This is a genomic window from Dyadobacter sp. CY343 (assembly GCF_021390335.1).
Lineage (GTDB): Bacteria > Bacteroidota > Bacteroidia > Cytophagales > Spirosomataceae > Dyadobacter.
In genome coordinates, this window is record NZ_JAJUXK010000005.1 from 333269 (window position 1) to 357900 (window position 24632).

Below are 24632 nucleotides of genomic sequence, written 5' to 3' on the forward strand. Positions count from 1 at the left end.
GCTCGCTTATTCCGTTGTAAACCCTGAATTTCGAATTCGTAGGTAGGGAACGCTATTGCAGGTCGGGTTGAAGCATTTGGATCTTGTAAAATGCCTTTTTGAGCACACTTTTGAGTGCTTCCAGTTTCATCGGTTTAGTTGTGTAATCGTTCATTCCAATGGCGAAGCACCTGTTCCGGTCTTCACTCATGGCGTTGGCAGTCAATGCAACAATATAGGGTTTGGGCCCGTGTCTCTCCCGTATGATCTTGGTAGCCTGAAGTCCGTCCATTTCCGGCATTTGCAAATCCATCAGGATGACATCGTAAGTGTGTGCAGTGAGGTTTTCCAGCACCTCCAATCCGTTGCTCACCATGCTGATTTCGTATCCGAGTTTGTTCAGTACATATTCAATGAATTTCTGATTGACAAGGTTGTCTTCCGCCACCAGGATCCGCAGCGGATAATGCAGGGCAAAATCAAGTTCCAGTACCTTCGCGCTGATGTTCTGCCCCGGGATCGGCCTGCTCTGGTCTGAGATCTGGTCTGTGTAACCGGTCACGATATTGAATCGGAAGGAAGATCCCTTACCATATTCGCTTTCTACCCAGATCACGCCGCCCATTAAACGTACGAGCCTTTCACAAATGACCAGCCCCAGCCCGGTGCCTCCGTATTTGCGGTTAATGGAAGAGTCGACCTGGGAAAATGCCCGGAACAGGTTCGGAATACTGCTTGTGATGATGCCGATACCAGTATCCTTCACCGTAAAGCCGACGCGGACCTGGCTGGATTCCAGTTCGGTTTCCAGACACACGTCAATCGTAATCTGTCCGCGATCGGTGAATTTGAGTGCATTATTGATCAGGTTTGTTAATATCTGTTTTAACCTCGAACTGTCGCCTACCAGAAAATGCGGAATGCGCTTATCAATGGAATATTGAAGGTCGATACCCTTTTGCGAAGCCTGTAAAACGAATAGTTGCACGATTTCCTCCATCGTGATCCGAAGCTCGAATTCGTGGGCTTCCAGGTCCAGCTTACCCGATTCGATTTTGGAAAAGTCAAGAATGTCGTTGATCACGTGGACCAGCGTCTCCCCGCATGCTGAAATGGTCCTGGTGTAGTCCCGCTGCTCGGTGCTGAGCTCCGTTTCAGACAGTAGTGCCGTCATTCCGATCACTCCGTTCATAGGTGTCCGGATCTCGTGGCTCATCGTGGCCAGGAAAATGCTTTTGGCGTGATTGGCGCGTTCGGCTTCTTCGCGGGCGAGCTGCGCCTCGCTGTGCTGGTCATAAAGTTCCTCTGTCTGCGCGCGCAGTTCCTCCGATTGCGCCTGCAACTCTTCGTTCAGTGCCTGCAAATGTTCAGACTGTGCATGCAATTCTCCTGCTTGGTTCTGGACCATGGTCGTGCGTTCTTCAACAAGCGATTCCAATGTTGCTTTTTGCCGCATAATCGCTGCAACCCGGAGTCTGTATAGAAGGTAAATAATGCAAGCCACAAGCAGGAAGCCCAATGCGCGAAACCACCAGGTAGCCCAGAAAGGAGGTTTAACAACGATAGCAAGGCTTTGCTGCCTTACAACCCACTCCCCCGAAATGTTCTGTGCCTTTACCCGGAAAGTAAATTCCCCCGGCGGCAGGTTGGTGTACACAGCTGCGTTTTTGCTCTCTGCGTAATTCCAATCCTCTTCAAATCCTTCCAGATAATAGGCATAGTTTCTTCGGGAAGATGTAAAATCCAGCGCTGCATAATCAATGGAAATGAAGGACTGATTATGCGACAAAGTAAGCCGCGTGGCATCGGCGATCTCAGTATCCAGAACTGGTGCGATATTGTCGGGATTCACCACCTTTGCATTTTTATTGAGGATCTTAAAACTGGTGATCATAATAGGATAAGCAGCCTGATTGCGGTCGATATGCTGCGGGTTGAACTTATTAAAACCTTTGAGACCACCGAAATACAAGTTTCCCTGCCGGTCTTTATAAGCTGCTTTTTGTTTGAATTCCCTGCCCTGCAATCCAAATTCAACAGGATAATTTTCGAACTTTTCACGCGCCGGATCAAACTTTGAGAGTCCGCCTTTCGCACTGATCCAGAGCATGCCCGAATTGTCTTCAACAATCGCCTGCGTCACGTTATCGATCAGCCCGTTCTCTGTCGTATACCTTTTAAACTTTTGGTTCGCCGGGTCAAAGCGGACCACGCCTTTTAATGTAGAAAGCCACAAAATGCCATTTCTGTCCTCCGCAATGCAGGTAACCGCGCCATTGAAAATTCGCTTTGCTACAGCAACCTGGAATCTTGTGAAGGAATCTGTCTCTGGGTGATAACTGTTCAGCTGCCCTTCGTCGGTACCAATCCATAATGTCCCCTTCCTGTCGACCAGAAAACAATTCACAGTATTGTCCGACAGCGTTTTCATATCATCGGGATCACTGAGGTAATGTTTGAATTTTTTTGTAGCCGGGTCAAAAACGTCGAGGCCTTCTCCGTAAGTGCTCAGCCACATTTTGCCATCCGATGCGTTGGCAATTGCATAAACGTTGTCAGAATACAATGTGTTGGCAGCGTCCGGTTTGTGCCTGTAAACTTCCGAACGGCCCGTTTTCGGGTCGAGCACATTCAGGCCTGAGCCCCACGTTCCTATCCAAAGTTTACGCGCGTTATCAGGCACAATTGTGAGAATAAACCTGCCGGAAATCCCTTGTCCTGCATTCTTTTTTGAAGATGCAACAAACTGCTGCTTTGTGATATCGAACAAATTAATGCCCCCGCCGTCGGTCCCGATCCACATTTTTTGGTCGGGATCTTCATAAAAACAAAGTACTGCGTTGTTTGAAAGGCTACTTGCAGTTGCATTGCGCCGAAAGTGCTGGAAGCCGCTTTCACGTTTGTAAATGTTGATGCCGCTGCTGAAAATGCCCATCCACAAGTTTTCCTGGCTATCCTTGAAAATGCAGTCGACAGAATTTCCAGCGACGCTGCTCAGATCAATTTCGTCGTGTATGTAAGATGTGAATGTCCAGCTGCGCGTGTCCAGGATATTCAATCCGCCGTTTTCTGTTCCCATCCAGATGTCACCCTGACTTTCGCTGATGCTGGTAACGCTGTTGTTGGACAGGCTGGCCGGGTTTCCGGGTTCTTTTTTAAATCGCCGGAATGTGCCGTCGCCGGGCTGGTAAAGGTTCAGCCCGTTTCCATAAGTACCAATCCAGATGCGGCCTTTGGAATCCTGGAAAATAGAGCGGACCTCATCTCCTGAAAGCGAATTAGGCCGACTTTTATCAGTAATAAATCTCTTGAAAGAGCCTGTCTGCCGGTTCAGCAGATTCAGTCCGGCAGAAGTGCCGGCCCAGATATTGTTGTTCTGATCGCAGTAGACTGTATTTACATTATTGCTGCTGAGGCTGTTAGCGCGATCCGGGTTGAAGTGGTAGCGCGCGGTCACGACCCTTTTCTCTGTATCAAAAAGATCCAATCCACCGGTTGTCGCGAGCCACAATTTTCCGTTTTTGTCAAAAACAATCTGATTAATGTAGTCACCCGAGACACCATTCTTGTTACTGACGCTGAACATGTAGGCTGTAAAACGCTTTCTCGTACGGTCGAGCACATTCAGGCCGCCTCCGCTTGTCGCAATCCAGATATTGCCTGCTTTATCCTCCGTAATACTCGTCACTGCATTGTTGCTCAGGCAGTTCTTGTCTCCTTCTTCGTTTCTGTAAGTTCTGAATTCATGCCCGTCGTACCGACTCAATCCGGCGCTGGTACCTATCCATATAAAACCTTTACTGTCTTGGAAAAAACAATTCACGTTATTGTCAACAAGGCCGTTTTCTGAGGATAAGTGCCGAAAATGGAGGGGCTTATTTTGGCACAACGCCCGCAATGAGAAAAAGGATGTGAGTAGAAGGTAAATGAAAACACAACGACAGAACATCATGTTATTCTCAGCGGACATAAAATTACTTGTAAAGTTTTGTAGAAATATAAGTAGTTAATTTTATATAATACCTGGTACAGAAGAAATTCTATATTTCATGCACCCTTGAAATTTATGTGAGGCGCGTAACGCTTGTGCCGCTGGCATTTTGAATCCCTGACACATCCTTCGCGAAACTTCCTGAAAATATGATGATCTTCGCCAGCGCTATGGCATGTTTTTAGTGCTTTTGGCTTAAAGGATCATTAACTATGGATAAAAGCGGTACTATCATTATCATCGAAGACGACGAAGACGACCGTTTTGTCCTGGAAGAAGCATTTAAAGAGCTGGGGTTTCCGAACCAAAGAAGGTACTTTTCCGATGGTTTGTCAGCACTCGAATATCTCTACGAAAGCACCGACAGACCATTCATTATCCTTTCAGATATTAACCTGCCGAAATTGAATGGGCTGGAACTTAGGAAAAAGCTGCATACTGACGCAGAGTTGAACCTCAGGTGTATTCCCTATATTTTCTTTACAACTGCATTAAACCACCAGGCGGTAATCGATGCTTACAGTAATTCTGCACAAGGTTTTTTTGTAAAACCAGGCGCCTTTCAGGAAGTTAAAGATACCGTCAGGGTGATCATCGAATACTGGAAAAGCTGCGCCGCGCCGAATAACTTCTGAAAAACGGAATACTCTGGATAGAAAAGCGAACTGGGCTTATCACCGCTATTCTTCATTTAATATAAGCAGCATATTCATTCAAGTTGATCAGCGGTATCTTTGAACCGAAATGGGCATTGATAACCTTGATCGTTTCATTGGCTATAACCGCATTACCGATAGCCGAAGGATAAATTCCGTCACCCGAGAAAAAATTGCCGCCCGGCTTACCGCTGATTTTGTACCCATCTCCGGTTACATAAGTACCTGCAAAAATCTGCTCATATATCTTTTCAAGATCGACAACCAGCAGCTTTTTGGTTTTTGCTTCCTCGCGTATCCGCTGATTGGTACCGCTGAGCGTCGCTGCGCTGTATTGTTCCGGGGTGGCGGGCCCTGAAAGTTGTGTTTGCCACGAAAAATAGGGCAAGTGCCTGAATGCCGGGATCGTATACACGATACCTTGCGAGCCTGCCCGCTGCGCCACCTCTGCGACTGAAATCGTTAGTGCCGACGATTCCGATGAGGACATTGCCCAGTCAATTCCCCGCGTCGCTTCCTTGATATTCAGCTCCGCCCAGGTATCAAATCCAAAGCTGGAAATTACGATCGCCGGTTTTTTTGTGGACACGCTGGTATTCAGCAGATCCCAGTAAGTATCCTTGCTTTTATCCGCATTCGGCTTCATGCGCCAGAAAAAGATCATATCATCTGTCCAGCCACGTCCGTCTGCACCATATACCCAGCCATTTTCCTTTGGGGAAAGCGTGCCGCCGATACCGCCCTGATCCAACCGAGGCTCCGACATATTCTCAACATCACCTCCCTGGTAAGGCACCATTTCAGGCACGTTGCTTAGCTTGGTGATAGCAAGGTTATTAGTCACTTCCGACCAGGTCGGGCTACCATTTTTACTTGTCTGAACGAAATAGCCTGTACCATTTCCATGTTCGAGGTCGAAAAGCGGTGATTTGAAATTTTTCAGCCCCATTTGATGTGCAATCAGATTCGGAAAAGCAGTTTGCTGCCCGGCTCTGTAAAGTCCGCCGTTCATCCACCCAGCCGACATACCATCACCAAATGCCAGCATAGGCGAAGTATTGCCCGTTAAAACAAGATTTCCAGGATCGAAAGCTGCTGCTTCGCGTGCAAGCCAGGGGAGCAGCGGGCTGTCTTCGGGAGTTTTGGTAATTTGATCAGTGATAAATCCTTTGGCAAAATGCCGGTTCAAAAAAATAGGATCTTCCAGTTGGACGGGATTGTGCCCGGTGGAGGGAATGCTGTCCACACTTTCCTGCCCCTTTTCCGCTTCAATCACATCAACGGGCTTGCGGCAGGAGCTCATCGTGGAGAGAACAGCGGAACCGACTATTACTGACATCCGGAGAAATTGTTTCATAATGCCTGGGAACAAGGAAAGGGTGTAGTTAAAGTGATCAAAATTAACAAATTATGGGAAAGTTTATCATTAAAATAAGAAAATCAGGGCCGCTCAGAATCGATTTTAAATACTCCTGGCAACGCTAATTATCAAGAAATTTATGTGGGCAGGAGGGTAGTGGCACAATATTCTTAGTAGAGCTTTCAAACAAACTAAAAAACTATTATGGCAAGTCTCGAAAATGCGAACGGTTTAATTCATGATCTTATTGAGATCAACAACGACCGTGTAGCTGGTTTTGAAAAGGCGATTGAAGATATCAATGATGAAAATGTGGATTTGAAAGTGGTTTTTGAAGGTTATGCAATGCAGAGCCGCAAAAACGTTCAGGAACTTTCTGCGATTGCAGGTTCTGCGCCACATCTTGAAAATGAACAAAGTGTAAGCGGTACTTTGCACCGCGCATGGATTGACATAAAATCAATTTTCGGCGGAAGTGACCGTGCAGGTATTCTGTCGGAAGCTGAGCGCGGCGAAGATGCTATCAAAAAAGCGTATAAAGATGCGCTGGAAAGCAGTGATCTTCCGGCAGATGCTCGTGAACTTGTAAGTTCACAGGCGCAGGGAATCAATTCTGCGCATGATAAAATTAAAGCTTTGCGCGACGTTGCAAAAGCTTAAAATCTATCGGTAAAAATCAGCCGTCTCAATCGAGGCGGCTTTTTTTATGTGATCCATCGCTATATTTGCGCATAATCCATGCGAGTTACGCTGCTTTACATATGGCTCATTGTTACAATCCTGCCGACTTTTAGTCAGTGGGGTACTATCGCATATTATCACGTTAACAAGGATTACATTACCCGCGTCCTTTGCGAAAACCGCGACAAGCCGCAGCTGCATTGCGAAGGCCATTGCTACCTCGCGAAGAGACTGAAAGCGCAGGAGGAGAAAAAGGATCAGCAGACCGGCGAGCAGGTGCGTAATCTGCCCACACTGCATCTTTTTGCATCACCAGTCACCATATTTGAATTCCTTCCAAAGCCTATCGCTGACAATCAGCAACTTGCCTTTCCTTATCAGCTGGCCGCTTACCAGGCGCCGTTAGCCGTTGTTGTTCCCCCACCTTGCGTTTAAATATCCCCTAACGCATTATTTATTAAAAACTTCAACCTGACTGCACCCGTTCGGCCTTCGAGCGGCGCGTTTATCATTGCATATCCAATGAAATTCAAATACCTGTTTATCCTTATTACCATTTTGTTTAATGGTTTGAAAACCAATGCTCAATCAGAACTGGGGACGCTCAGTGGCCGCATTGTGAATGCAGACAACGAACCAGTGATCGGTGCTTCCGTTGCATTTCAGAATACCCCGGTCGGAACTATTACAGGAGCCGACGGACAATTCAGCCTGGAACGCATTACACCCGGATCATACGTTCTGACCGTGTCTAATGTCGGATATATTGCTTATTCCCAGAGTCTTAAAATTGTGAAGGGGAAAAATCCATTTCTCAATCTGCAACTTTCTGAAAGTCGCCAGGTGCTGACCGAAGTTGTCGTGAGTGCGGCCAGAAGTGCATACCAGGTTTCCGGTTCAAGCAGCTCGACGCGGCTGGACGTGCCGCTGCTTGAAACTCCTCAATCTGTGCAGGTTGTGTCTTCGGCCGTATTGCGCGACCGGCAGGCTTTTACCCTTAATGAGATCGCAGGCACATTCACGGGCATGAAAGCCAATAACGGAAATGGTTCTTTTCAGATCCGCGGCTTTACGGCTTACTCTCCAACCGATGCCAGTTTCTTGCTTTTTAACGGAATACGTGGCAATCTGTATCTGTGGAGCCAGCAGCCTTTGCTGTACAATATAGAATCAGTAGAGTTGCTGCGTGGGCCTTCGGGAGCGTTGTTCAGTGAGGGTTCTCCCGGTGGTGTGGTCAATTTTATTACCAAAAAACCATTATCTGAAAAAAGGGCAAGTGTGGATCTTTCTCTTGGAAGTTGGGGATTTGGAAGGGGATCTGTGGATTTCACAGGGCCGTTTTCCCGAGATAAAAAGCTCTTATACCGGGCTATTGTGGGATATGATCGCTCGGAAAGTTTTAGGGATTATCAAAATAAAAAAAACCTGTTCGTAGCGCCGTCGCTCACTTATCTGCCCAGCGAACGAACTTCCTTCAATCTTGAACTCAACTACGCTTACTCAAAGGCGGTGCAGCAATATGACAACGGAAGCTACATTTACTCCCGGCCCGACGGCACTTTCGATTTCAATTATTATCCCAAAAATCTGACGATACAAAGCCCGACAGATTATGGGAAAACGCACAATGCGTCGGCTACGCTGACATTCAACCACCAAATCAGTGATAACCTGAAAGTGACCGTGGTGGAACGCGCTGTAAGAAATGTCCTTGATTACACAGATCATATTCCGGTGGGCAGGATCCGCAACGATTCGATCAGCCGCGGGTTCCAGGATTGGGAAACGGATCGGTTTAGTTTGCAAACGACCGCATTTGCTACTTATACCACCAAAACGGGCTTTCTAGGCCACCAGATCATCGTTGGCGCAGACTATAACCGCTACGGCTGGACGCAAAATGATTACAGTTACAAGTCTTCCACGCGCATTTCCATCCTCAATCCCGACTATACCGGCAGCATTCCCGATCCTTCGACTCCGGCCGACGAATCTGATGATAACAAGCGCATTACCAATCTGGCAGGCGCTTATGTCCAGGATCAGGTGAGTGTGAGGAGTAAATTAAAAGTGCTGCTTTCGTTGCGTTATGATGATTATAATGGCAAGGAAACGCCTCTGTCAGATCGGGATAACAAGCAGGGAGACGAGCTCAAAACGTCGGGCTGGATTCCGCGGATCGCGGTCGTTTATTTGCCGGTAAAAAATCTATCAGTGTACGGAACCTACCTTAGATCGTTCAATCCGCAGACTTCCAACAATGTGCTCTCGGGCGGGCCATTCCCGACCCGGCAGGCAACTCAGTACGAAATAGGCACCAAAGCCGACCTGATCAGCAACCGATTGTCGACTACTTTGTCGCTCTATCAGATCAATTATGCCAATATCCTTACAGCTGCGCCGACGGAGGAAAACTCGCACCGGCAGGCAGCGATCGACGGTACGCGCAGCCGCGGCGGAGAGTTTTCGATCGTTGGAAACCTTAACCGTTTGAGTTTAGTTGCGGGTTATGCATTCAACGAGCACGAACTGATCAGCACCACGACTTACGGAAAAAAAGGAGACCGATTTGCCAATGCGCCCAAACATCAGGTTAATTTCTGGGGTAAATATGCGCTACCTTCTCAGGCATTAAAAGGGCTGGGAATCGCCGCTGGCGTGCGATATGTGAGCAACCAGGTGGGCTTGCTGAGCAACCAGAATTTCGTTTTTCCATCATATACAGTGCTGGATGCGGCTATTTCTTACTCGCGCAACAGGTACCAGGTGCAGCTCAATGCGTATAATTTGGCCAACAAGCATTATTTCACCGGAAGCCGGTCGGGTGTGACGACGGCGGGTCTTGGCGATCCGTTCAATATCCGGATCGGGGTTAGTTATCAACTCTGGTAATCCTGTGGCTGGCCTTTTTATGAAAAAATTCAGATTAAATCAAACCTTGTTCCGGCTCCACAGCTGGCTTGGGTTGATAACAGGGATATTCCTGATCCTCCTTGGACTAAGCGGCTCAGTACTCGTTTTCAAAACGGAACTGGATCAGCTTGCAAATCAGGACTTGCTGCGCGTTTCGCCGCTAGAAACGGGTAATTCGGGAGATGCTTTAATGCGGTGCTATGAGACGATTACCTCCCGGTATCCCAACCTGGACGGGATTGCCTGGCTGAATCCGGCAGCCAGGCCCGACGAGGCTTACAATTTCAGGATCTACTTTAATGACAAGAAAATGTTGACTTACGATCTGGCGCTGATCTCGTTCAATCCTTACACCGGCGCAATCCTGCGGGAAGGGCCGGCGACTGATTTTATGCCAAGCTTTATCGAGTGGTTGTTTCAGTTTCATTTCAGTTTTCAGCTGGGCATTCCGGGCGCGGCGCTCACGGCCATATTTGGCATAACGATGCTACTTTCGGTGCTCACCGGCGCGATCGTTTACAAGAAAATGATCTGGAAAGTACTGACATTCCGCATTTCCCTCAACCGTAAAAATTGGCGGACTATAAGCTCCGATCTGCACCGGATCGTCGGGGTATGGTCGCTGGTTTTAAATGCGGTGATCTTTTTCACAGGATTTTGGATGAATATGTTTGCTCTGGAAGCGAAGACCTGGGAAAAAGAAATCGTGGCGACCAAACCCAATACATTCATGGCGGTGTCGGCAGATACTATGTACCGCACCGCGCTAAGTGCTTTCCCCAATCTCGAACCGACCTATGCATATCTGCCCACGCAGCCGGAGCGCAAGTTTGAAGTGAGGGGATATGAAAAAGGGCAGTGGAAACTTTTTGGTGCGGGCAATTCGGTGCGGATAGATCAGCAGACGGGCAAGGTTTTTCAGGTAACCAAACTGGCTGACAAATCCCTGGGAGAACGCATTGAAGCCACATTTCACCCTTTGCATATTGGTAATTTTGGTGGAACAGCGGTGAAAATCCTGTACGTGATCATCGGGCTCACACCCGGTCTGCTGGCAGTGACGGGGTTTATGCTCTGGTGGCGGCGGGTTCGAAAACCTTTCGTTTTTGCCTAAATTCGTGAAAATCTGTGGTAAAAAATGAGAATTCTGGTAGTCGAAGATGACGAGCGTATTGGCGGGTTTTTGGTGAAGGGTTTGCAGGAAGCGGGCTATTCCGTGCAGCTGGCGCAGGATGGAGCGGAGGCCAGGCAGCTGATCCAGTACGAAACCTGGGACCTTTTTATCCTCGATATCATGCTGCCCGATATCGACGGATTGCAGCTCACGCAACTGATCCGCTACCGGAAAATGGATACGCCCGTGCTCATGCTGAGCGCGTTGGGTGAAGCCGAGGATAAGATCAAGGCGCTGGACCTGGGCGCGGACGACTATCTCACCAAACCGATCCATTTTCCCGAACTCCTTTCGCGGATCAATGCATTGCGGAGGCGGTACGAGCTGCATTATTCCAAAGACAATGTGCTAACCTGTGGTGACCTGAGTGTAAACCTCGATACCAATGCAGTTTCCCGCGAACAAAAGGAGATTGTTTTGTCTGTCAAAGAATTTCGCTTTCTGGTGTATTTGCTTGAAAATCAGAATAAAATAGTTACAAGAAGTCAGATTTTGCAGGTCGTGTGGGGTGCGAATGCGGATACTTATACCAATGTGGTCGACGTATATATTTCCTATCTCCGCAACAAGATCGACGCTGATTTTTCTGAAAAATTGATCAAAACGGTGAAGGGGCGGGGCTACATGATATCGGCGAAAAAATGAAAGTACAGCACAAGCTTACCCTCGTTTCTTCCCTGGTTTTCAGCCTGGTGTTCACCGTCTCGTCCGCGCTGATCTATTTTAATTTCACCAAATCAGCCGAGAATATTTTCTTCGAAGAACTGGCACGAAAAGCTTCGCTTACCGCTATGTTTTACCTCGAAGAAGACGAAATGAGCTCCAAAGAGTACAAAAGAATTGAGAAACGATTCCTTACCGCGACCGCCAACCAGGAGATCCGGCTGTACGATAAAGCAGGCAATATTCACTTCGGGGAGGCAGACGCGGATTCTAACATTACCATTAACATCCTCAAAACGATCCGCGACCGCGAGAGTTACAGTTTCAAGATCGACAGCTTGTATTATTATGCGATCTACTACCGGGATAACCAGGGTTCGTTCAGTGTCATCATCAAGGCCAATAACCCCACACTGAATGCGCAGGAAAATGAATTTCTAAAAATACTGCTTACTGCGCTGGTGGTTGGTATCATTGTGATTGTGGCGCTGAGTTATACTTTGTCAAGAATCGCCTACCAGCCGATCCGCAATATCATCGAGCAGGTGAAGTCGCTGGATGTGACCCGCGACCGGAAGCAGCTCACTTACCCCAAAACGCGCGACGAACTGGAAGACCTTTTCAAGGAGTTTAATGCGATGCTGGATAAATCTTACCAGAATATCCAGATACAGAAAAATTTCATCAGTCACGCCTCGCACGAACTCAAAACTCCGCTTGCGGCGATCGTAGGTGATTTGGAAGTTTTGCTGAATAAAGAAAGGTCAGTGGAAGAATACCAGTCCGTGAGCCGCGATGTGCTGCACGATGCCGAACGTTTGGAGAAGATACTCAAAAACCTCTTGATCCTGGCTGATCTTGAAAAACAGACGCCGGAAATGCGAAGCGGGCAGCGTATCGACGAAATTCTGTGGGAAGTGCTCGATCAGCTGCAATCCGAATATCCAGATATCCAGACGAATCTCGCATTAATGCTGCCCGAAGGCCGCACGGACGTGCTCACATTCACCTGTAACCCGACGCAGCTCTATATTGCATTGTACAATCTCATCGAAAATGCAGCCAAGTTTTCAGACCGGAAACCGATCGATATTACACTTGAACTGGCAGGAGAGCGGCTGCAAATGATAATAGCCGATCAGGGAATAGGCATCAGTCAGAACGATCTCACCCACATATTCGAACCGTTCTACCGCGGCGGCAATGTGTCCAGAACAACGGGTAACGGACTGGGAATGACCATTTCCAGTAAGATTCTGGAAAATCATGGTATCGATTTTCAGATCCGGTCAACAGTCGGCGCGGGCACCACGGTCCGTATTCTTTTCTGATTTCTCATTTACTTTTAATGTAGCTCAAAGAACGCTCTAATGTTGCGCGGATAGTTTTGTGCCTTCAACAAACAGACATTGTGTGAAGGTGTATATCATAGCGTTCTTCGCGCTGACCTCCTCTATCATTTTTTCGTTAAAAGTGTCGGCTCAGGACACGCTGAGAATTAACCAAAAAGAAGCGGAAGCATTATTTCTGGGTAATAACCTTGACCTGATCGCGCAGAATCTGAGCATCAGGCAGGCCGAAGCGGGAATTATCCAGGCTAAACTCTGGCCCAATCCCGAGTTCAGTCTCGACGAAGTGAATCTGTGGGCGACGCGGAATCAGCTGTCTTCCGGGGAAACGATCCCGCCTTTATTCGGGAATTTTGGTAAGAACCGCGAATTCACCGCCGAGCTTTCGCAGCTCATTGAAACAGGTGGAAAACGCCGGAAACGCATTGCCCTCGAATTGGTTTCCCGGGATATGGCCGCCGAATATTTCTCCGAACTGATCCGCGAAATGAAGTTGCAGCTGCGCGAAAATCTCTTCGAGCTCGCATTTCAGCAATCCTATCAAACGGTACTTAGCAACCAGCAAACGGCCGTAACCCGGCTGCTGACCTCTTTTGAAAGCCAGTACAAGCAGGGAAATGTAAACAAACCCGAGCTCTTTCGCCTCCGCGCATTGAAACTGGAACTTGGCCAGGAATTGGTGGAATCGCAGATGCAAATCAATAACCTGCAAAAGGACCTGACTATTTTGCTGCATACGCCGGCGAGCAGTTACCTCGTATTCGAAACGCCGGAAGTGCCTGATACCGAAACGTTAGCGTCGCTTGCACTGAGTAATATAACGGCGACCGCGCTCGCCAACCGGCCCGATGTGAAGATCAATAGCATGCAGCAGGATTGGGCAAAAAAGAAGTATGAATACGAATATGCGCAGCGCAAACCCGATGTGAATCTGGGTATCAACTACGACCGCGGCGGTAACTTTCTGCTCAACTTTTTTGGGTTTGGGGTAAAATTCGATGTGCCCGTTTTCAACCGGAACCAGGGCAATATCCTCGAAAGCAAGATCGGTATTGAACAGTCGGACGTGCAGGCGAAACAGAAAACGCAGCAGATCGAAACCGAGGTGACCGCCGCATTCCGCGACCTGCAAAAAAGCATCTCAGCCTATCAAAACCTCGATCCGGAATACAGCGGGGAGCTCGATCATGTGCTCGAATCCTACACCCGCTACTTCGCGCAGCGCAATGTGAATATGGTCGAGTATCTCGATTTTTTCGAAGCCTACATTTCAAACAAGCGGACCATTTTTACCACCATCAAACAGCTCCGGCAGAGCCGCGAAAAGTTGGTTTACACTACAGGAGCAGAGATTTAAGACCTAAAAAAGTATCATATATATGTTCAAATCAAACCTATTCACTTTATCGACCGTGGCGATGCTGATGACTTCCTGCTACGAGCCAAAGGAAGCGCCGGTGACCCAAAAGAAACAGACTTCGTACCAACCGGGCGGCGTGGCTGCATATCCCGCCGTGATCGAACCGATTACTGAATCAATCAGACTCACGGGGCAGATCGAATACAATCCGAACCAGGTTGTCCGGTACGCCAGTCTGGTTACGGGGATGATCACGCGCTCACACATTTCACTCGGCGACCGGGTTACGAAAGGGCAGGTGCTGGCCGAAATGCGCAGCAGCGAATTGTCGGAACTGAATGCACAGGGCCGCGTTTTGGAATCGCAACTATCAGTCGCAAAACGCAAGCTCGCTTCGGTTAAATCCATGTTTGAAGACCGCATTGCGTCCGATAAAGACTTGGTTGAGGCCGAAAGTGAAGCCGAGATATTACAGTCGGAGATCGAAAAGATCAAATCCAATCTCTCACTCTACAATGCGAGTTCGGAAAAAGGCGTGTTCCAGATCAAAGCGCCGGTGAGCGGTTATGTGGTCGAATACAACATTTCGGAAGGTACGCAGGTGAGCAGCAGCGACGCGAGCCTGTTTACGATTTCAGACCTGTCAGAAGTGTGGGTTACGGCTAATATTTACGCAGTCGATCTTTCATTTGTACAAAAAGGAATGAAGGCGGTCATCAAATCGAAAGCCTACCCGAACGACTTTTTCGAAGGCACGATCTCCGACATTTCCCAGGTTTTTGACCCGACTGAAAGGGTACTGAAAGCCAGGATCAGAATGGCCAACAAGGAACTGAAACTGAAACCCGGACTGACCATTGAGGCTGTGGTAACCCGGCATTCCAAGGAGCTGGCGGTGGGAATTCCCGCCGCTGCGCTGATCCTGCACAACAACGAAAACTACGTCCTGATCCAGAAACCCGACAATACCCTTGAACCACGGAAGGTAGTAGCCAACGTAAAAGACAACGACCGCCTCTTTTTCAAAAGCGGTATTGCGGCAGGCGAAAAAGTCGTGATCAACAACCAGCTCCTGCTTTTTTCCGAAGTCCTTGATCAGGATAAATAAAGAAATTTCATGCAAAAACTGACTCAAAGCATTGTAGCCTTCTCTTTGAAGAATACGATGATCATATTTTTCATGACCGCCGTTTTGGCCGTTGTGGGCGTGGTGAGCTATATCCACACGCCGATCGAAGCGTTTCCGGATGTGACCAATACCCGCGCCAGGATCATTACCCAGTGGCCCGGGCGGAGCGCCGAGGAGATCGAAAAGTTCATCACACTTCCCGTCATGAAGGAAATGAACACGATCCCGAAAAAGTCGCAGGTACGTTCGATCTCGCTATTCGGGCTATCGGTGGTGACGGTGCTTTTTGAGGATGGGGTAGAAGATTTTTACGCCCAGCAATATGCCTCCACGCGCCTTCGCAACATCGAAATGCCAAATGGCGCAGATGCAGAAATAGAGCCGCCTTATGGTGCTACGGGTGAAATTTTCCGCTATGTGCTTAAAAGTGAGCGGCCTGTGAAGGAGCTGACTGCCTTGCAGGAGTGGGTGATCGAGCGCGAGCTGGTTGCAGTACCGGGCGTGGCAACCGTCGCGAGCTTCGGCGGGGAGGAGAAAATTTACGAAGTGCGCGTGAATCCGGCGCTTTTGGCGCAATATAACCTCACGCCGCTGGACGTTTTTGAGGCTGTTGGAAAAAGCAATATCAATGTCGGCGGCGACGTGATCCAGAAGGGCGACCAGGCTTATGTGGTGCGCGGAATGGGTTTGCTGGAAAGTGTGAAGGACATTGAAAACATCCTGATCCAGGTCAAAGGCAATACGCCGGTGCTGGTAAAACAAGTGGCCGACGTGGAAATTACCGCTAAGCCGCGGCTCGGGCAGGTAGGTCTGGATGAGGATAAGGATCTGGTGGAAGGGATTGTGGTGATGCTGCGGGGTGAAAATCCGAGTGAAGTGATCGCCAGGCTCGAAGGTGCCATCGACGATCTGAATAACCGCATTCTTCCGGCCGACGTGAAAATCGTCCCTGTGATCGACCGTACCGAACTGGTCGACGCGACTGTGAATACGGTCACGCACAACCTGGCCGAGGGTATTGTGCTCGTTTCGCTGATCGTTTTTGTGTTTTTGTTCAACTGGCGAACCACGGTCACGGTGGCTTTGGTGATCCCGCTATCCTTTTTGTTTGCGATCACGATGCTGCGCATTCAGGGTTTGCCAGCGAACCTGATTTCGCTGGGGGCGATCGATTTCGGGTTGCTGCTGGAAGGCACGATGGTGATCGTGGAGAAAATATATGTCGACCTGGAACGAACGTCGCTGAAAATGGGCGTCGACCGGTTTAATAAAATGTCGAAGCTGGGCCTGATGAAAAGGAGCGTGAAGCACGTGGCGCCGCACATTTTCTTTGCGCAGATCATCCTGATCGTGGCGTTGCTTCCGATTTTTTCATTCCAGAAAGTGGAGGGAAAAATGTTTGCGCCGCTGGCATTTACGCTGGGTTATGCGCTGGTAGGGTCGCTGATTTTGAGTCTGACATTCGTTCCTGCAATGTGTAAAGTGCTGTTAAAGAGCAATGTGCGCGAGATCAATAACCCGGTTGTGAATTTTTTCCGGAACAATATCTTCAAGCTTTACGAATGGAGTGAGCGGCATAAGCGGCTGGTACTCGTCTCGTTTGTGGTTTTGTTTGCGGTTTGTGTGGGCAAGTTTATGAACTACGGGACCGAGTTCATTCCCAAGCTCAACGAAGGCGCTATTTACGTTCGCGCCACTTTGCCAAACAGCATTAACCTCGAACAATCTGTCAAAACGAGCAATGCGCTGCGGGATACTTTGCGATCCTTCGACGAGGTGAGTTTTGTGATGAGCCAGACGGGCCGCCCCAACGACGGTACCGATCCCACGGGTTTTTTCAACAACGAATTCCACTTACAGCTGAAACCCGAAAAGCAGTGGAAAAGAAATATCACCAAAGAAGAGCTGCTCGCTGAAATGAAAAATGTATTGGCCTCATTTCCAGGTATCAACTTTGGATTCAGTCAGCCTATTCAGGACAATGTGGAGGAATATGTGGCGGGCGTGAAAAGCTCGCTGGTCGTCAAAATTTTTGGAGATAACCTCGTGGATATGGAAGCGCAGGCAGACGACGTTGCCGCGAATCTGAAAAATGTGGAGGGTATCACCGATATTCTGGTGTACCGGAATATCGGGCTGCCCGAACTGAATATCAAGCTCGACGAAGGCCGCATGGCGCGGCACGGTGTTGCGATGGCCGATGCCCAGGCGGTGATTGAAATGACGATCGGCGGCAAAGCGGCTTCTGTATTCTACGAAAATGACCGGATGTTTGATATCACGATCCGGTACCAGGAGAAATACCGGAATACCGAAGAAGAGATCGGCAATATCCTGATCCCGTCGCTCGACGATCACCAGGTACCTTTGAAAGAAATCGCTACGATCGGCACGCGTACCGGCCCCGCATTTATTTACCGAGAAGGTAGCAGCCGCTATATCGGAGTGGGTTTTAGTATTGAAGGAAGGGATTTGGGGAGTACCATTGCGGAGGGGCAGAAAGTGGTGAAAGACAATGTGAAGTTTCCCAAGAACACGAAAGTGGAATGGGCGGGCGAGTTTGAAAGCAAGGAACGCGCTACCCGGCAGCTGACGCTGATCATCCCGGCGGCTGTGGTGATGATCGTCTTTTTACTTTACATGAATTTCGGAAATGTAAAAGACACGCTGATTTCGCTCATTACCATTCCTTTTGCATTCATCGGCGGCTTTATTTCGCTTTGGGTAACCAATACGATCTTCGGCATTTCGGCGGGAATAGGGTTTATTATTCTGTTCGGAGTTTGTACGATCGACGGAATTATTCTGGTGCACGTGATGAAGGATAATCTTTTGCACAAACTGCCGCTCAAACAGGCTATTTCCGACGGTATTTACGGCCGGATCCGCCCGGTAATTATGATCGCATTAATGGGCTCGCTCGGGTTATTGCCAGCCGCACTTTCAAATGGAATGGGCTCCGAGATCCAGAAGCCGCTTGCTATTATGATCGTAGGTGGATTGTTGATATGTATGTTCTTGTCATTCACCGTGTTGCCCCAGATTTTCTACTGGGCGTACCGCAAAAATGATCGTGCGCTGGCGGATCAATCATGATGATTTCAACAACTAAAGGAGCTATCCGTTTCGCCGGGGCCAGCAGCATTTTTCTACTGGTTTCGGGGATTGGATACACACAGAATACCTCTAAAAACGTCACTTATGCAGATTCGTCTGGCGCTTCCGTTTCCGTGGCGGGGTATGCCGGGAGCTCGGGACGCACGCCGTTCTGGATACAATCGAACCAGTTTGGGACAATACCGAAAACGGGCCCGGCGGCGGTGATCAGTGGAGAAGTAAGTTATTTCAAACCACTGGGTTCGACGTCGGGACACTGGCGGGTGGGAGTAGGCGCGGAGGCGACGGCTTTTATTTCCGACCAAAATAAAATACTACTGCCCCAGGCGCACGCAACCCTGCGATATAAGAACTGGGAATTGTTTGCGGGGAGAAAAAAACAGTGGGTCGGGCTGGCCGATTCCACGCTCGGAACGGGTTCCTACGCCTGGTCCACCAATGCATTGCCGATCCCGAAAATGCAGCTGGGTACCATCGGATTTGTGCCGGTACCATTCACCAAAGGCTGGATTTCGTTTCAGGGATTTTATTCAGACGGCTGGTTTGAGCGGGAACGTCCGGTTACGCCCGGCCTCCGTTTGCACCAGAAATCACTTTATGGAAGGATCGGAAAGCCGCATTCGAAACTGAAATTATACGGAGGTTTCAATCACCAGGTTCAATGGAGCGGGAAGTCGGATTTCAATACGATCGACGGGGAAATGCCCAAGGGTTTCAAGAATTACCTCAATGTGATTTTCGGGACGCGCGGCGCCGAAAATGCCAGTCATTTTGACGAGACGAACCGGGTAGGTAACCACTTAGGCAGCATTGATCTGGCGATGGAAATTGAAACGGAGCCGGTGCAGATACTCATTTATCGCCAGCATATTTACGAGGACGGTTCACTTTTCTGGCTGAACAATATTGCCGACGGGCTCAATGGAGTACGTTTCAAGCGAAAAAAAGCAGGCAGATCCAATTTTGAGATCAATACCATTTTGCTGGAATATCTCCACACCAAAAGTCAGGGCGGGCCGGATGCGGATGATAATTTGCCTGGCTGGAAGCGCGGGAAGGACGATTATTTCAATAACGGGCAGGTGCGCGACGGCTGGTCCTATTCCGACAGGACGATAGGTACGCCGTTTATCACACCCACTTCGGACACGCGCTGGAACTGGCCGAATTATGCCAATTTTTTCACCAGCAACAACCGGGTGGCAGTGATGCATGTGGGCGTGGAGGGTACTTTACTGCGGCAAGTGAGCTGGCTTGGGAAATTCTCCTATGCACGGAATTTCGGCGTTTACGATTCGCCTTTCGAAGGAAGTCCGGCCCAGTTTTCGGCATTGCTGAGCTTGCAGACGCAACCGGGCTTTGTGAAAAATACGGTGCTGAAAGTAATGCTGGCGACGGATCTGGGCGACTTATATCCCCGCAATTACGGGGCAGGAATATCCGTTACGCGGCTGTTCAGTTATTGATCTCCCGTCTCCGCATCGGCATCGCGTCGATGAGGCCGAAAAGCTTCTCAGCGGGTACAGCTTCGTCTGACCGATGCTTTTCGCCCCCGTCCCGGCCGACCAAAATGAAGGTAAATGCCTCGTTGGTATCGACTTTCCATTTTTTCCACTGATCTGCATTTTGAGTAGAAAATGGGATGCTTTCGACATTGATATCGCGCTCCTGCATTCCTTTTTTGGCTGCCTCAAATATTGACAACTGGGATTTTAATTGCTGTGCGCCATCTGCATTGTGAAATAGCAGTACTTTCCGCGGTTCGTCGGCTATTGACATCGTCATGAATAGTAATATAAAGAGCGTTTTCATAAAGTTATTCGTCCAGTGATTTCAGGAATTTATGTGCGGTATTTAATAACGCTTTTTGCTTTTCAGTTTCCATTTTATCGAAGTTGCCAAGCAGCATTCCTATTCTTGGATTCTGTTGGAAAAAGCTTCGGTGCACGTGCATAAATCGCCAGAACAATGCATCCCAAATATCCTGCCACGGCCCTTTTTCGTAGTTACTCATTTTCATGATATAATTACTTCCGGCAATGTAAGGCTTGGTCGCCATAAGCCCGCCGTCGGCAAACTGGCTCATCGCATATACATTCGGGACCATTACCCAATCGTAGGCATCAATAAACAATTCCATAAACCATTGATACACATCGTCTGGATCAAATTCACACAATAGCATGAAATTCCCCAGCACCATCAGTCGCTCAATGTGGTGACAATAACCGCGTTCGAGTACCTTTTTGATCGTGTGGTCAATAGGCGTAATGCCGGTTGTTCCGTCGTAAAATGACCGGGGTATTTTTCGGGTGAAATTCCAGTAATTTTTGGTGCGCGCAATAGAGCCTTTGCATTCATAAAAACCACGCATGAATTCGCGCCAGCCTATGATCTGACGGATAAACCCTTCGGTTGAATTCAGCGGGGTATGATGCGTTTCTGCGTATTTCAATACGGTTTCAATGATTTCATCTGGCGTGATCAACCCCACATTCAGCATGGGCGTGAGCATACCGTGATGTAAAATGCTTTCCTCTTTAACGATCGCATCTTCGTAAGGACCGAATTCGTGAAAACGATCTCTCAGGAAATCAGAAAGCCACTTTTTCGCCGATTCGTGATCGCCTGGGTAAAGCGGGTGTTTGGTCAGCTGGCCGAGGTTACCTTTGAAATGCGTTTGAACGTACGTTTTTGCTTCTTCGTAATGCGCATTCGTGTCGGGATATTGCACGTGCGGCGGTTCCTTTTTGCGGGGATACTTTTTTCGGTTTTCGGTATCATAACTCCAAGTGCCACCGATCGGATCATTGTTTTTATCCAGCAGTATCTTTCGCTTTTTGCGTTCCTGAATGTAAAATTCAGTCTGGAAAAATTTCTTCTTTTTATCCTGAAAAAATACTGTTAATTCTTCCTTACTATTCAGAAAAAGGGGACTTGGATATTCGACGATTTCGATGTTCGCTTTTGCAGCGGCAGATGCTAATCTTTGGCCAAGCCAATTATCAGTCGGATCGATATAATGGATGGTTTTAATCTTTTTTGAATGCAGCTCCGCGACCAGTTTCCTTACATCAGAAAGCGGATTTTTTGATTCGATATAAAACACTTTGATATTCCTGGTTTCCAGAAAATCAGCATACCATTTCATCGTCGCGCGGTGAAAAGCTATTTTCTGTTTATGGAATGCAAACTGATTGAAATAAAGTGTTTCCTCCACCAGATAAACGGGGAATCCATTTTCAGCAACCGGGCTTTTTTCAAACAATTGATGCGGAAATATGATATTAACTGCCTGCATGTATTTTGTTTTTGTTGCCCCTGCATTTGTCGCTGCAATATTTCACCTCATCCCAAACCTTCTCCCACTTTTTACGCCAAGTAAATGGCCTGCCGCAAACGATGCACACTTTCTCGGGCAAATGCTCCTTTTTCATTTTTGGTTGACCAATGCCTGAAAAGCCGGCAGATCGGCTGGTTGGCAGTCGGATATCCTGCAATTAGCATAAGTGTGCCAAAGCATAGAGATCAAGGTTTTTGATGGTTTGTGCTGCAATATGCTGCAACGCCAGTTCGGTCAGCGGAATCGTGTTTTCATTGACGTCGGGCAGTGAGCCGGCCGCCACATTTGCCAGCCTGATTCCGCTCATTGCAATAGCGTCCTTGTCGATATGGTCCGTGGAGAAGGATCTTGTCGCGATGAAACTGATGCCCAGATCGGCGAGTTTGTCGACCACGGCTGCCGAAACGTCGTCGCAAGTGCTGACAATTACAGCGTTCTTACCCCTGGCATAGTGGCAGGTAGTTTCGCTTAACGAATTGGATATCAGTGTGATATTGTGCTTTTTCTGATTGGCTTTTGCCAGTGGTTCTTTTTCGAATGCTTTGATGCTGTATGCGACAACTTTCATAAAAAAACCGGTTCTATTCAACTTGATGCGAATGTAGCCGGGTTATGTTGCACAGTCTTTAATGGAGATCATGGATAAGTGTGACGCTGGTCAATTTTTCATCCCCACCAAACCTTCCTGGTCGAGGATTCTGAGCATACTGCCTTTTTTGTCGATCAACCCTTCATTTTGAAAATCGGACAAGGTGCGGCTCACCGTTTCAATAGCGATACCGACCATCGTCGCCAGCTGATCTCTGGAAATTTTAAACTCATTCACGCCGTCGGGAGACTGCCTGCTTAATCGTAAGAGCGTGTGGGACAGCCTTTTCCTTACCGAATTGTACGCAAGATCAAGCAGTTGCTCTTCTTTGTCGCGGATATTGTTGGATAAAATTTTGATGAACTGATTACCGATCTGAGGGTATTTATTCAAAAGTTTTAAAACAGAATCTTTCAAAAGCAGGCATACCGCAGTGTCCTCCACCGCCTGTGCAGTTTCGCTGAATGCTTCATCGAGCAGCAGCGCGCTTACACCCAGATAATCGTCCGGGTAATACAATCCGGTGATCAGATCTCTGCCGTCATCGGCTTGTTTGGCCGTTTTAATGCATCCTTCCAGTACCAGATAAAGGCCCGGCGGCTGGTCACCGGCGTAATATAGTATCTGTTTCTTTTTGATCTGGCGGATTTTACGGCTCTCGATCAGCGCTTTGAGCTCCGTCGCGCCGGTTTGTGGAATTGCTGTGAGCTTTTCCAGACTTTGCAGTGTATTGCTGTGATACGCCTTCTGCTTTTCTTCTTTTTTCAGCCTGGTTTCAACGGCATTGAGCAGCTCTATATCGTCAAAAGGTTTGGTCAGGTAATCGTCGGCGCCCATTTCCATTCCCCTGCGAAAATCGGCCCGCTCCACTTTGGCAGTCAGGAAAATAAATGGGATCGCATTGGTGACGGGATTTTTATTCAGCAGATAAAGCACGCCGTATCCGTCCAGTTCGGGCATCATGATATCACATAAGATCAGGTCGGGTTTCTGGCTGCCGGCCATTTCGACACCGATCTTGCCATTTCGTGCCTGCAATACCTGGTAGCCGGAAAATTCGAGGATCTCGGCTGTGCTTTCCCGGATATTGTCGTTGTCTTCAATGATCAGTATAGATTCATTCATGCTTTTGGGGAAAAGAAAGTGTGAAACTGGCGCCCTGATTGACCTTACTGGTGAATTTCAGGTGCCCTTCCATCAATTTTGCATAACGCGTCACAATGTGTAATCCCAGGCCGGTCCCGGGAATGGTTCCGGTATTGTGCGCCCTGAAAAAGGCTTCAAACAGATGTTTCTGATCGTGTTCTGGAATTCCAATGCCGTTGTCTTTAATCGTAACACTTAACAGGGAAGGTGTTATTTCGGTATTAAATTCAATAAAGGTATTTTCACCCGAATATTTAATGGCATTACTGACCAGATTGACAATTGCGTTTTTCAAAAGTGCCTGGTCCAGCGATACCATACTGGAAGTTCCTGTGTGCTGGTAAATAATCTGCTGGTTTTGTTTGGCGATCAGCTGCATTTCTTCAGTAACTTCTTCCGAAAACCTGACAATGTCGAATCGGGTAGGTGCTGTTTTAAATTCGCCTGTTTCCAATCTGTCGAGCGAAAGAAAATCATTTAAAATTCCGGTCAGGTTGCTTACCGAAACCTTTATTTTATCAATGTGTTTGATAATGCCGGGATGAATACATTCACCGGCGTATTTTTCAATAAGAATAGCAGAAAGCTGAATGGAGCTCAGTGGGGTACGAAATTCGTGAGACGCCATGGAAACAAACCGGCTTTTTAGCTGTCCGAGTTCGGTTTCCTTTTCAAGTGACTTACTTACTTTCTCTTTTGCATATTCCAGCGCGCTCACGGTTTCTTTCAGTAGTTTCGTCCGCTTTTCAACCTGCTCTTCGAGGTGCAGCAGATGCTCCTTTAATTTTTCTTCCGCCTGTTTCTCGCGGCTCAGATCGTGTATGAAGCCAATGTGGATCTTGCGGCCAAGAAGCTGCACCTCGCTGATCCCCAGCCGAAAAGGGAAAATATCACCCGATTTTCTAACGCCGATAGCTTCCCTGTTGGTTCCGATAATATCGTTTCTTACTGTACCGTGAAAATGATTGAGAGATTCGTCTTGCAGTGTTTGAAAAGGCGGGGGCATCAGAATGGAAACATTCTGCCCGATCACTTCGCCGGGTTCATATTCAAATAGTGCGCAGCCGGAGGGATTAATAGTTTCGATTGTCCCGCTGTCATCAATGGTAATGATACCATCAATTGCGTTGTCAATGATCGCTTTCAGTAGCGCCGAATTTTCCATGAAATTTGCGCAATTCT

19 protein-coding genes are annotated in these 24632 nt (G+C 48.1%); 11 read left to right on the top strand and 8 right to left on the bottom strand.

The features are described 5' to 3' along the window. Window positions 1–52 precede the first annotated feature (52 nt). A complete protein-coding gene (locus LZG94_RS19100) occupies window positions 53–3949 on the bottom strand; it encodes a two-component regulator propeller domain-containing protein (protein WP_409013328.1) in 3897 nt (1298 codons plus the stop codon). A gap of 233 nt (window positions 3950–4182) precedes the next feature. Here LZG94_RS19100 and LZG94_RS19105 point away from each other — a divergent pair, with 233 nt between their 5' ends. Continuing rightward, the gene (locus LZG94_RS19105) at window positions 4183–4605 is read left to right on the top strand and encodes a response regulator (protein WP_233793396.1); all 423 of its coding nucleotides are present in this window, start codon (window positions 4183–4185) and stop codon (window positions 4603–4605) included. A gap of 52 nt (window positions 4606–4657) precedes the next feature. Here LZG94_RS19105 and LZG94_RS19110 read toward each other — a convergent pair whose 3' ends face one another. Then, window positions 4658–5965: a hypothetical protein gene (locus LZG94_RS19110; RefSeq protein WP_233793397.1), complete on the bottom strand. Its 1308-nt coding sequence runs from the start codon at window positions 5963–5965 to the stop codon at window positions 4658–4660. Between the two features lie 225 nt (window positions 5966–6190). On the opposite strand from LZG94_RS19110, the gene LZG94_RS19115 reads away from it, so the two are divergent. The 10 genes from LZG94_RS19115 to LZG94_RS19160 all read left to right on the top strand — a co-directional run bounded on the left by LZG94_RS19115 (window position 6191) and on the right by LZG94_RS19160 (window position 19838). Beyond that, a complete protein-coding gene (locus LZG94_RS19115; protein ID WP_215231702.1) occupies window positions 6191–6646 on the top strand; it encodes a PA2169 family four-helix-bundle protein in 456 nt (151 codons plus the stop codon). 78 nt (window positions 6647–6724) lie between these two features. Then, the gene (locus LZG94_RS19120) at window positions 6725–7102 is read left to right on the top strand and encodes a hypothetical protein (protein WP_233793398.1); all 378 of its coding nucleotides are present in this window, start codon (window positions 6725–6727) and stop codon (window positions 7100–7102) included. Window positions 7103–7189: 87 nt separating this feature from the next. Beyond that, window positions 7190–9559, top strand: a complete 2370-nt coding sequence (locus tag LZG94_RS19125; RefSeq protein WP_233793399.1) for a TonB-dependent receptor — start codon at window positions 7190–7192, stop codon at window positions 9557–9559. 19 nt (window positions 9560–9578) lie between these two features. Then, on the top strand, window positions 9579–10694 hold the full coding sequence (locus LZG94_RS19130; RefSeq protein ID WP_233793400.1) for a PepSY domain-containing protein: 1116 nt from the start codon (window positions 9579–9581) through the stop codon (window positions 10692–10694). Window positions 10695–10718: 24 nt separating this feature from the next. Next, window positions 10719–11399 carry a response regulator transcription factor gene (locus LZG94_RS19135; protein WP_233793401.1) on the top strand — a complete coding sequence of 227 codons (681 nt, stop codon included), beginning with the start codon at window positions 10719–10721 and terminating at the stop codon, window positions 11397–11399. Beyond that, window positions 11396–12748 (top strand): HAMP domain-containing sensor histidine kinase, encoded by a 1353-nt coding sequence (locus LZG94_RS19140; protein ID WP_233793402.1) that lies wholly within the window; start codon window positions 11396–11398, stop codon window positions 12746–12748. Before LZG94_RS19135 ends, LZG94_RS19140 begins: the two co-directional genes overlap by 4 nt. An 82-nt stretch (window positions 12749–12830) precedes the next feature. Then, window positions 12831–14123 carry a TolC family protein gene (locus tag LZG94_RS19145; protein WP_233793403.1) on the top strand — a complete coding sequence of 431 codons (1293 nt, stop codon included), beginning with the start codon at window positions 12831–12833 and terminating at the stop codon, window positions 14121–14123. Window positions 14124–14145: 22 nt separating this feature from the next. Continuing rightward, on the top strand, window positions 14146–15234 hold the full coding sequence (locus tag LZG94_RS19150; RefSeq protein ID WP_233793404.1) for an efflux RND transporter periplasmic adaptor subunit: 1089 nt from the start codon (window positions 14146–14148) through the stop codon (window positions 15232–15234). A gap of 9 nt (window positions 15235–15243) precedes the next feature. Then, window positions 15244–18351 carry an efflux RND transporter permease subunit gene (locus LZG94_RS19155; protein ID WP_233793405.1) on the top strand — a complete coding sequence of 1036 codons (3108 nt, stop codon included), beginning with the start codon at window positions 15244–15246 and terminating at the stop codon, window positions 18349–18351. Next, the gene (locus LZG94_RS19160; protein WP_233793406.1) at window positions 18348–19838 is read left to right on the top strand and encodes a capsule assembly Wzi family protein; all 1491 of its coding nucleotides are present in this window, start codon (window positions 18348–18350) and stop codon (window positions 19836–19838) included. The genes LZG94_RS19155 and LZG94_RS19160 overlap by 4 nt, the downstream gene beginning before the upstream one ends. Here the strand turns inward: LZG94_RS19160 and LZG94_RS19165 are convergent. From LZG94_RS19165 to LZG94_RS19190, 6 genes are all read right to left on the bottom strand, one after another. Then, the gene (locus LZG94_RS19165) at window positions 19828–20184 is read right to left on the bottom strand and encodes a DUF4174 domain-containing protein (protein ID WP_233793407.1); all 357 of its coding nucleotides are present in this window, start codon (window positions 20182–20184) and stop codon (window positions 19828–19830) included. The genes LZG94_RS19160 and LZG94_RS19165 overlap by 11 nt on opposite strands. A gap of 4 nt (window positions 20185–20188) precedes the next feature. Further along, window positions 20189–21673, bottom strand: a complete 1485-nt coding sequence (locus LZG94_RS19170; protein ID WP_233793408.1) for a cryptochrome/photolyase family protein — start codon at window positions 21671–21673, stop codon at window positions 20189–20191. After that, window positions 21660–21809, bottom strand: a complete 150-nt coding sequence (locus LZG94_RS19175; RefSeq protein WP_215231691.1) for a DUF2256 domain-containing protein — start codon at window positions 21807–21809, stop codon at window positions 21660–21662. Before LZG94_RS19175 ends, LZG94_RS19170 begins: the two co-directional genes overlap by 14 nt. Window positions 21810–21872: 63 nt before the next feature. Further along, window positions 21873–22283, bottom strand: coding sequence for a hypothetical protein (locus LZG94_RS19180; protein ID WP_233793409.1), 411 nt, complete (start codon window positions 22281–22283; stop codon window positions 21873–21875). Between the two features lie 90 nt (window positions 22284–22373). Further along, entirely contained in the window at window positions 22374–23429 is a 1056-nt protein-coding gene (locus LZG94_RS19185) for a response regulator (RefSeq protein ID WP_233793410.1), read from the bottom strand. Further along, a complete protein-coding gene (locus LZG94_RS19190) occupies window positions 23422–24615 on the bottom strand; it encodes a PAS domain-containing sensor histidine kinase (protein ID WP_233793411.1) in 1194 nt (397 codons plus the stop codon). Before LZG94_RS19190 ends, LZG94_RS19185 begins: the two co-directional genes overlap by 8 nt. Window positions 24616–24632 lie beyond the last annotated feature (17 nt).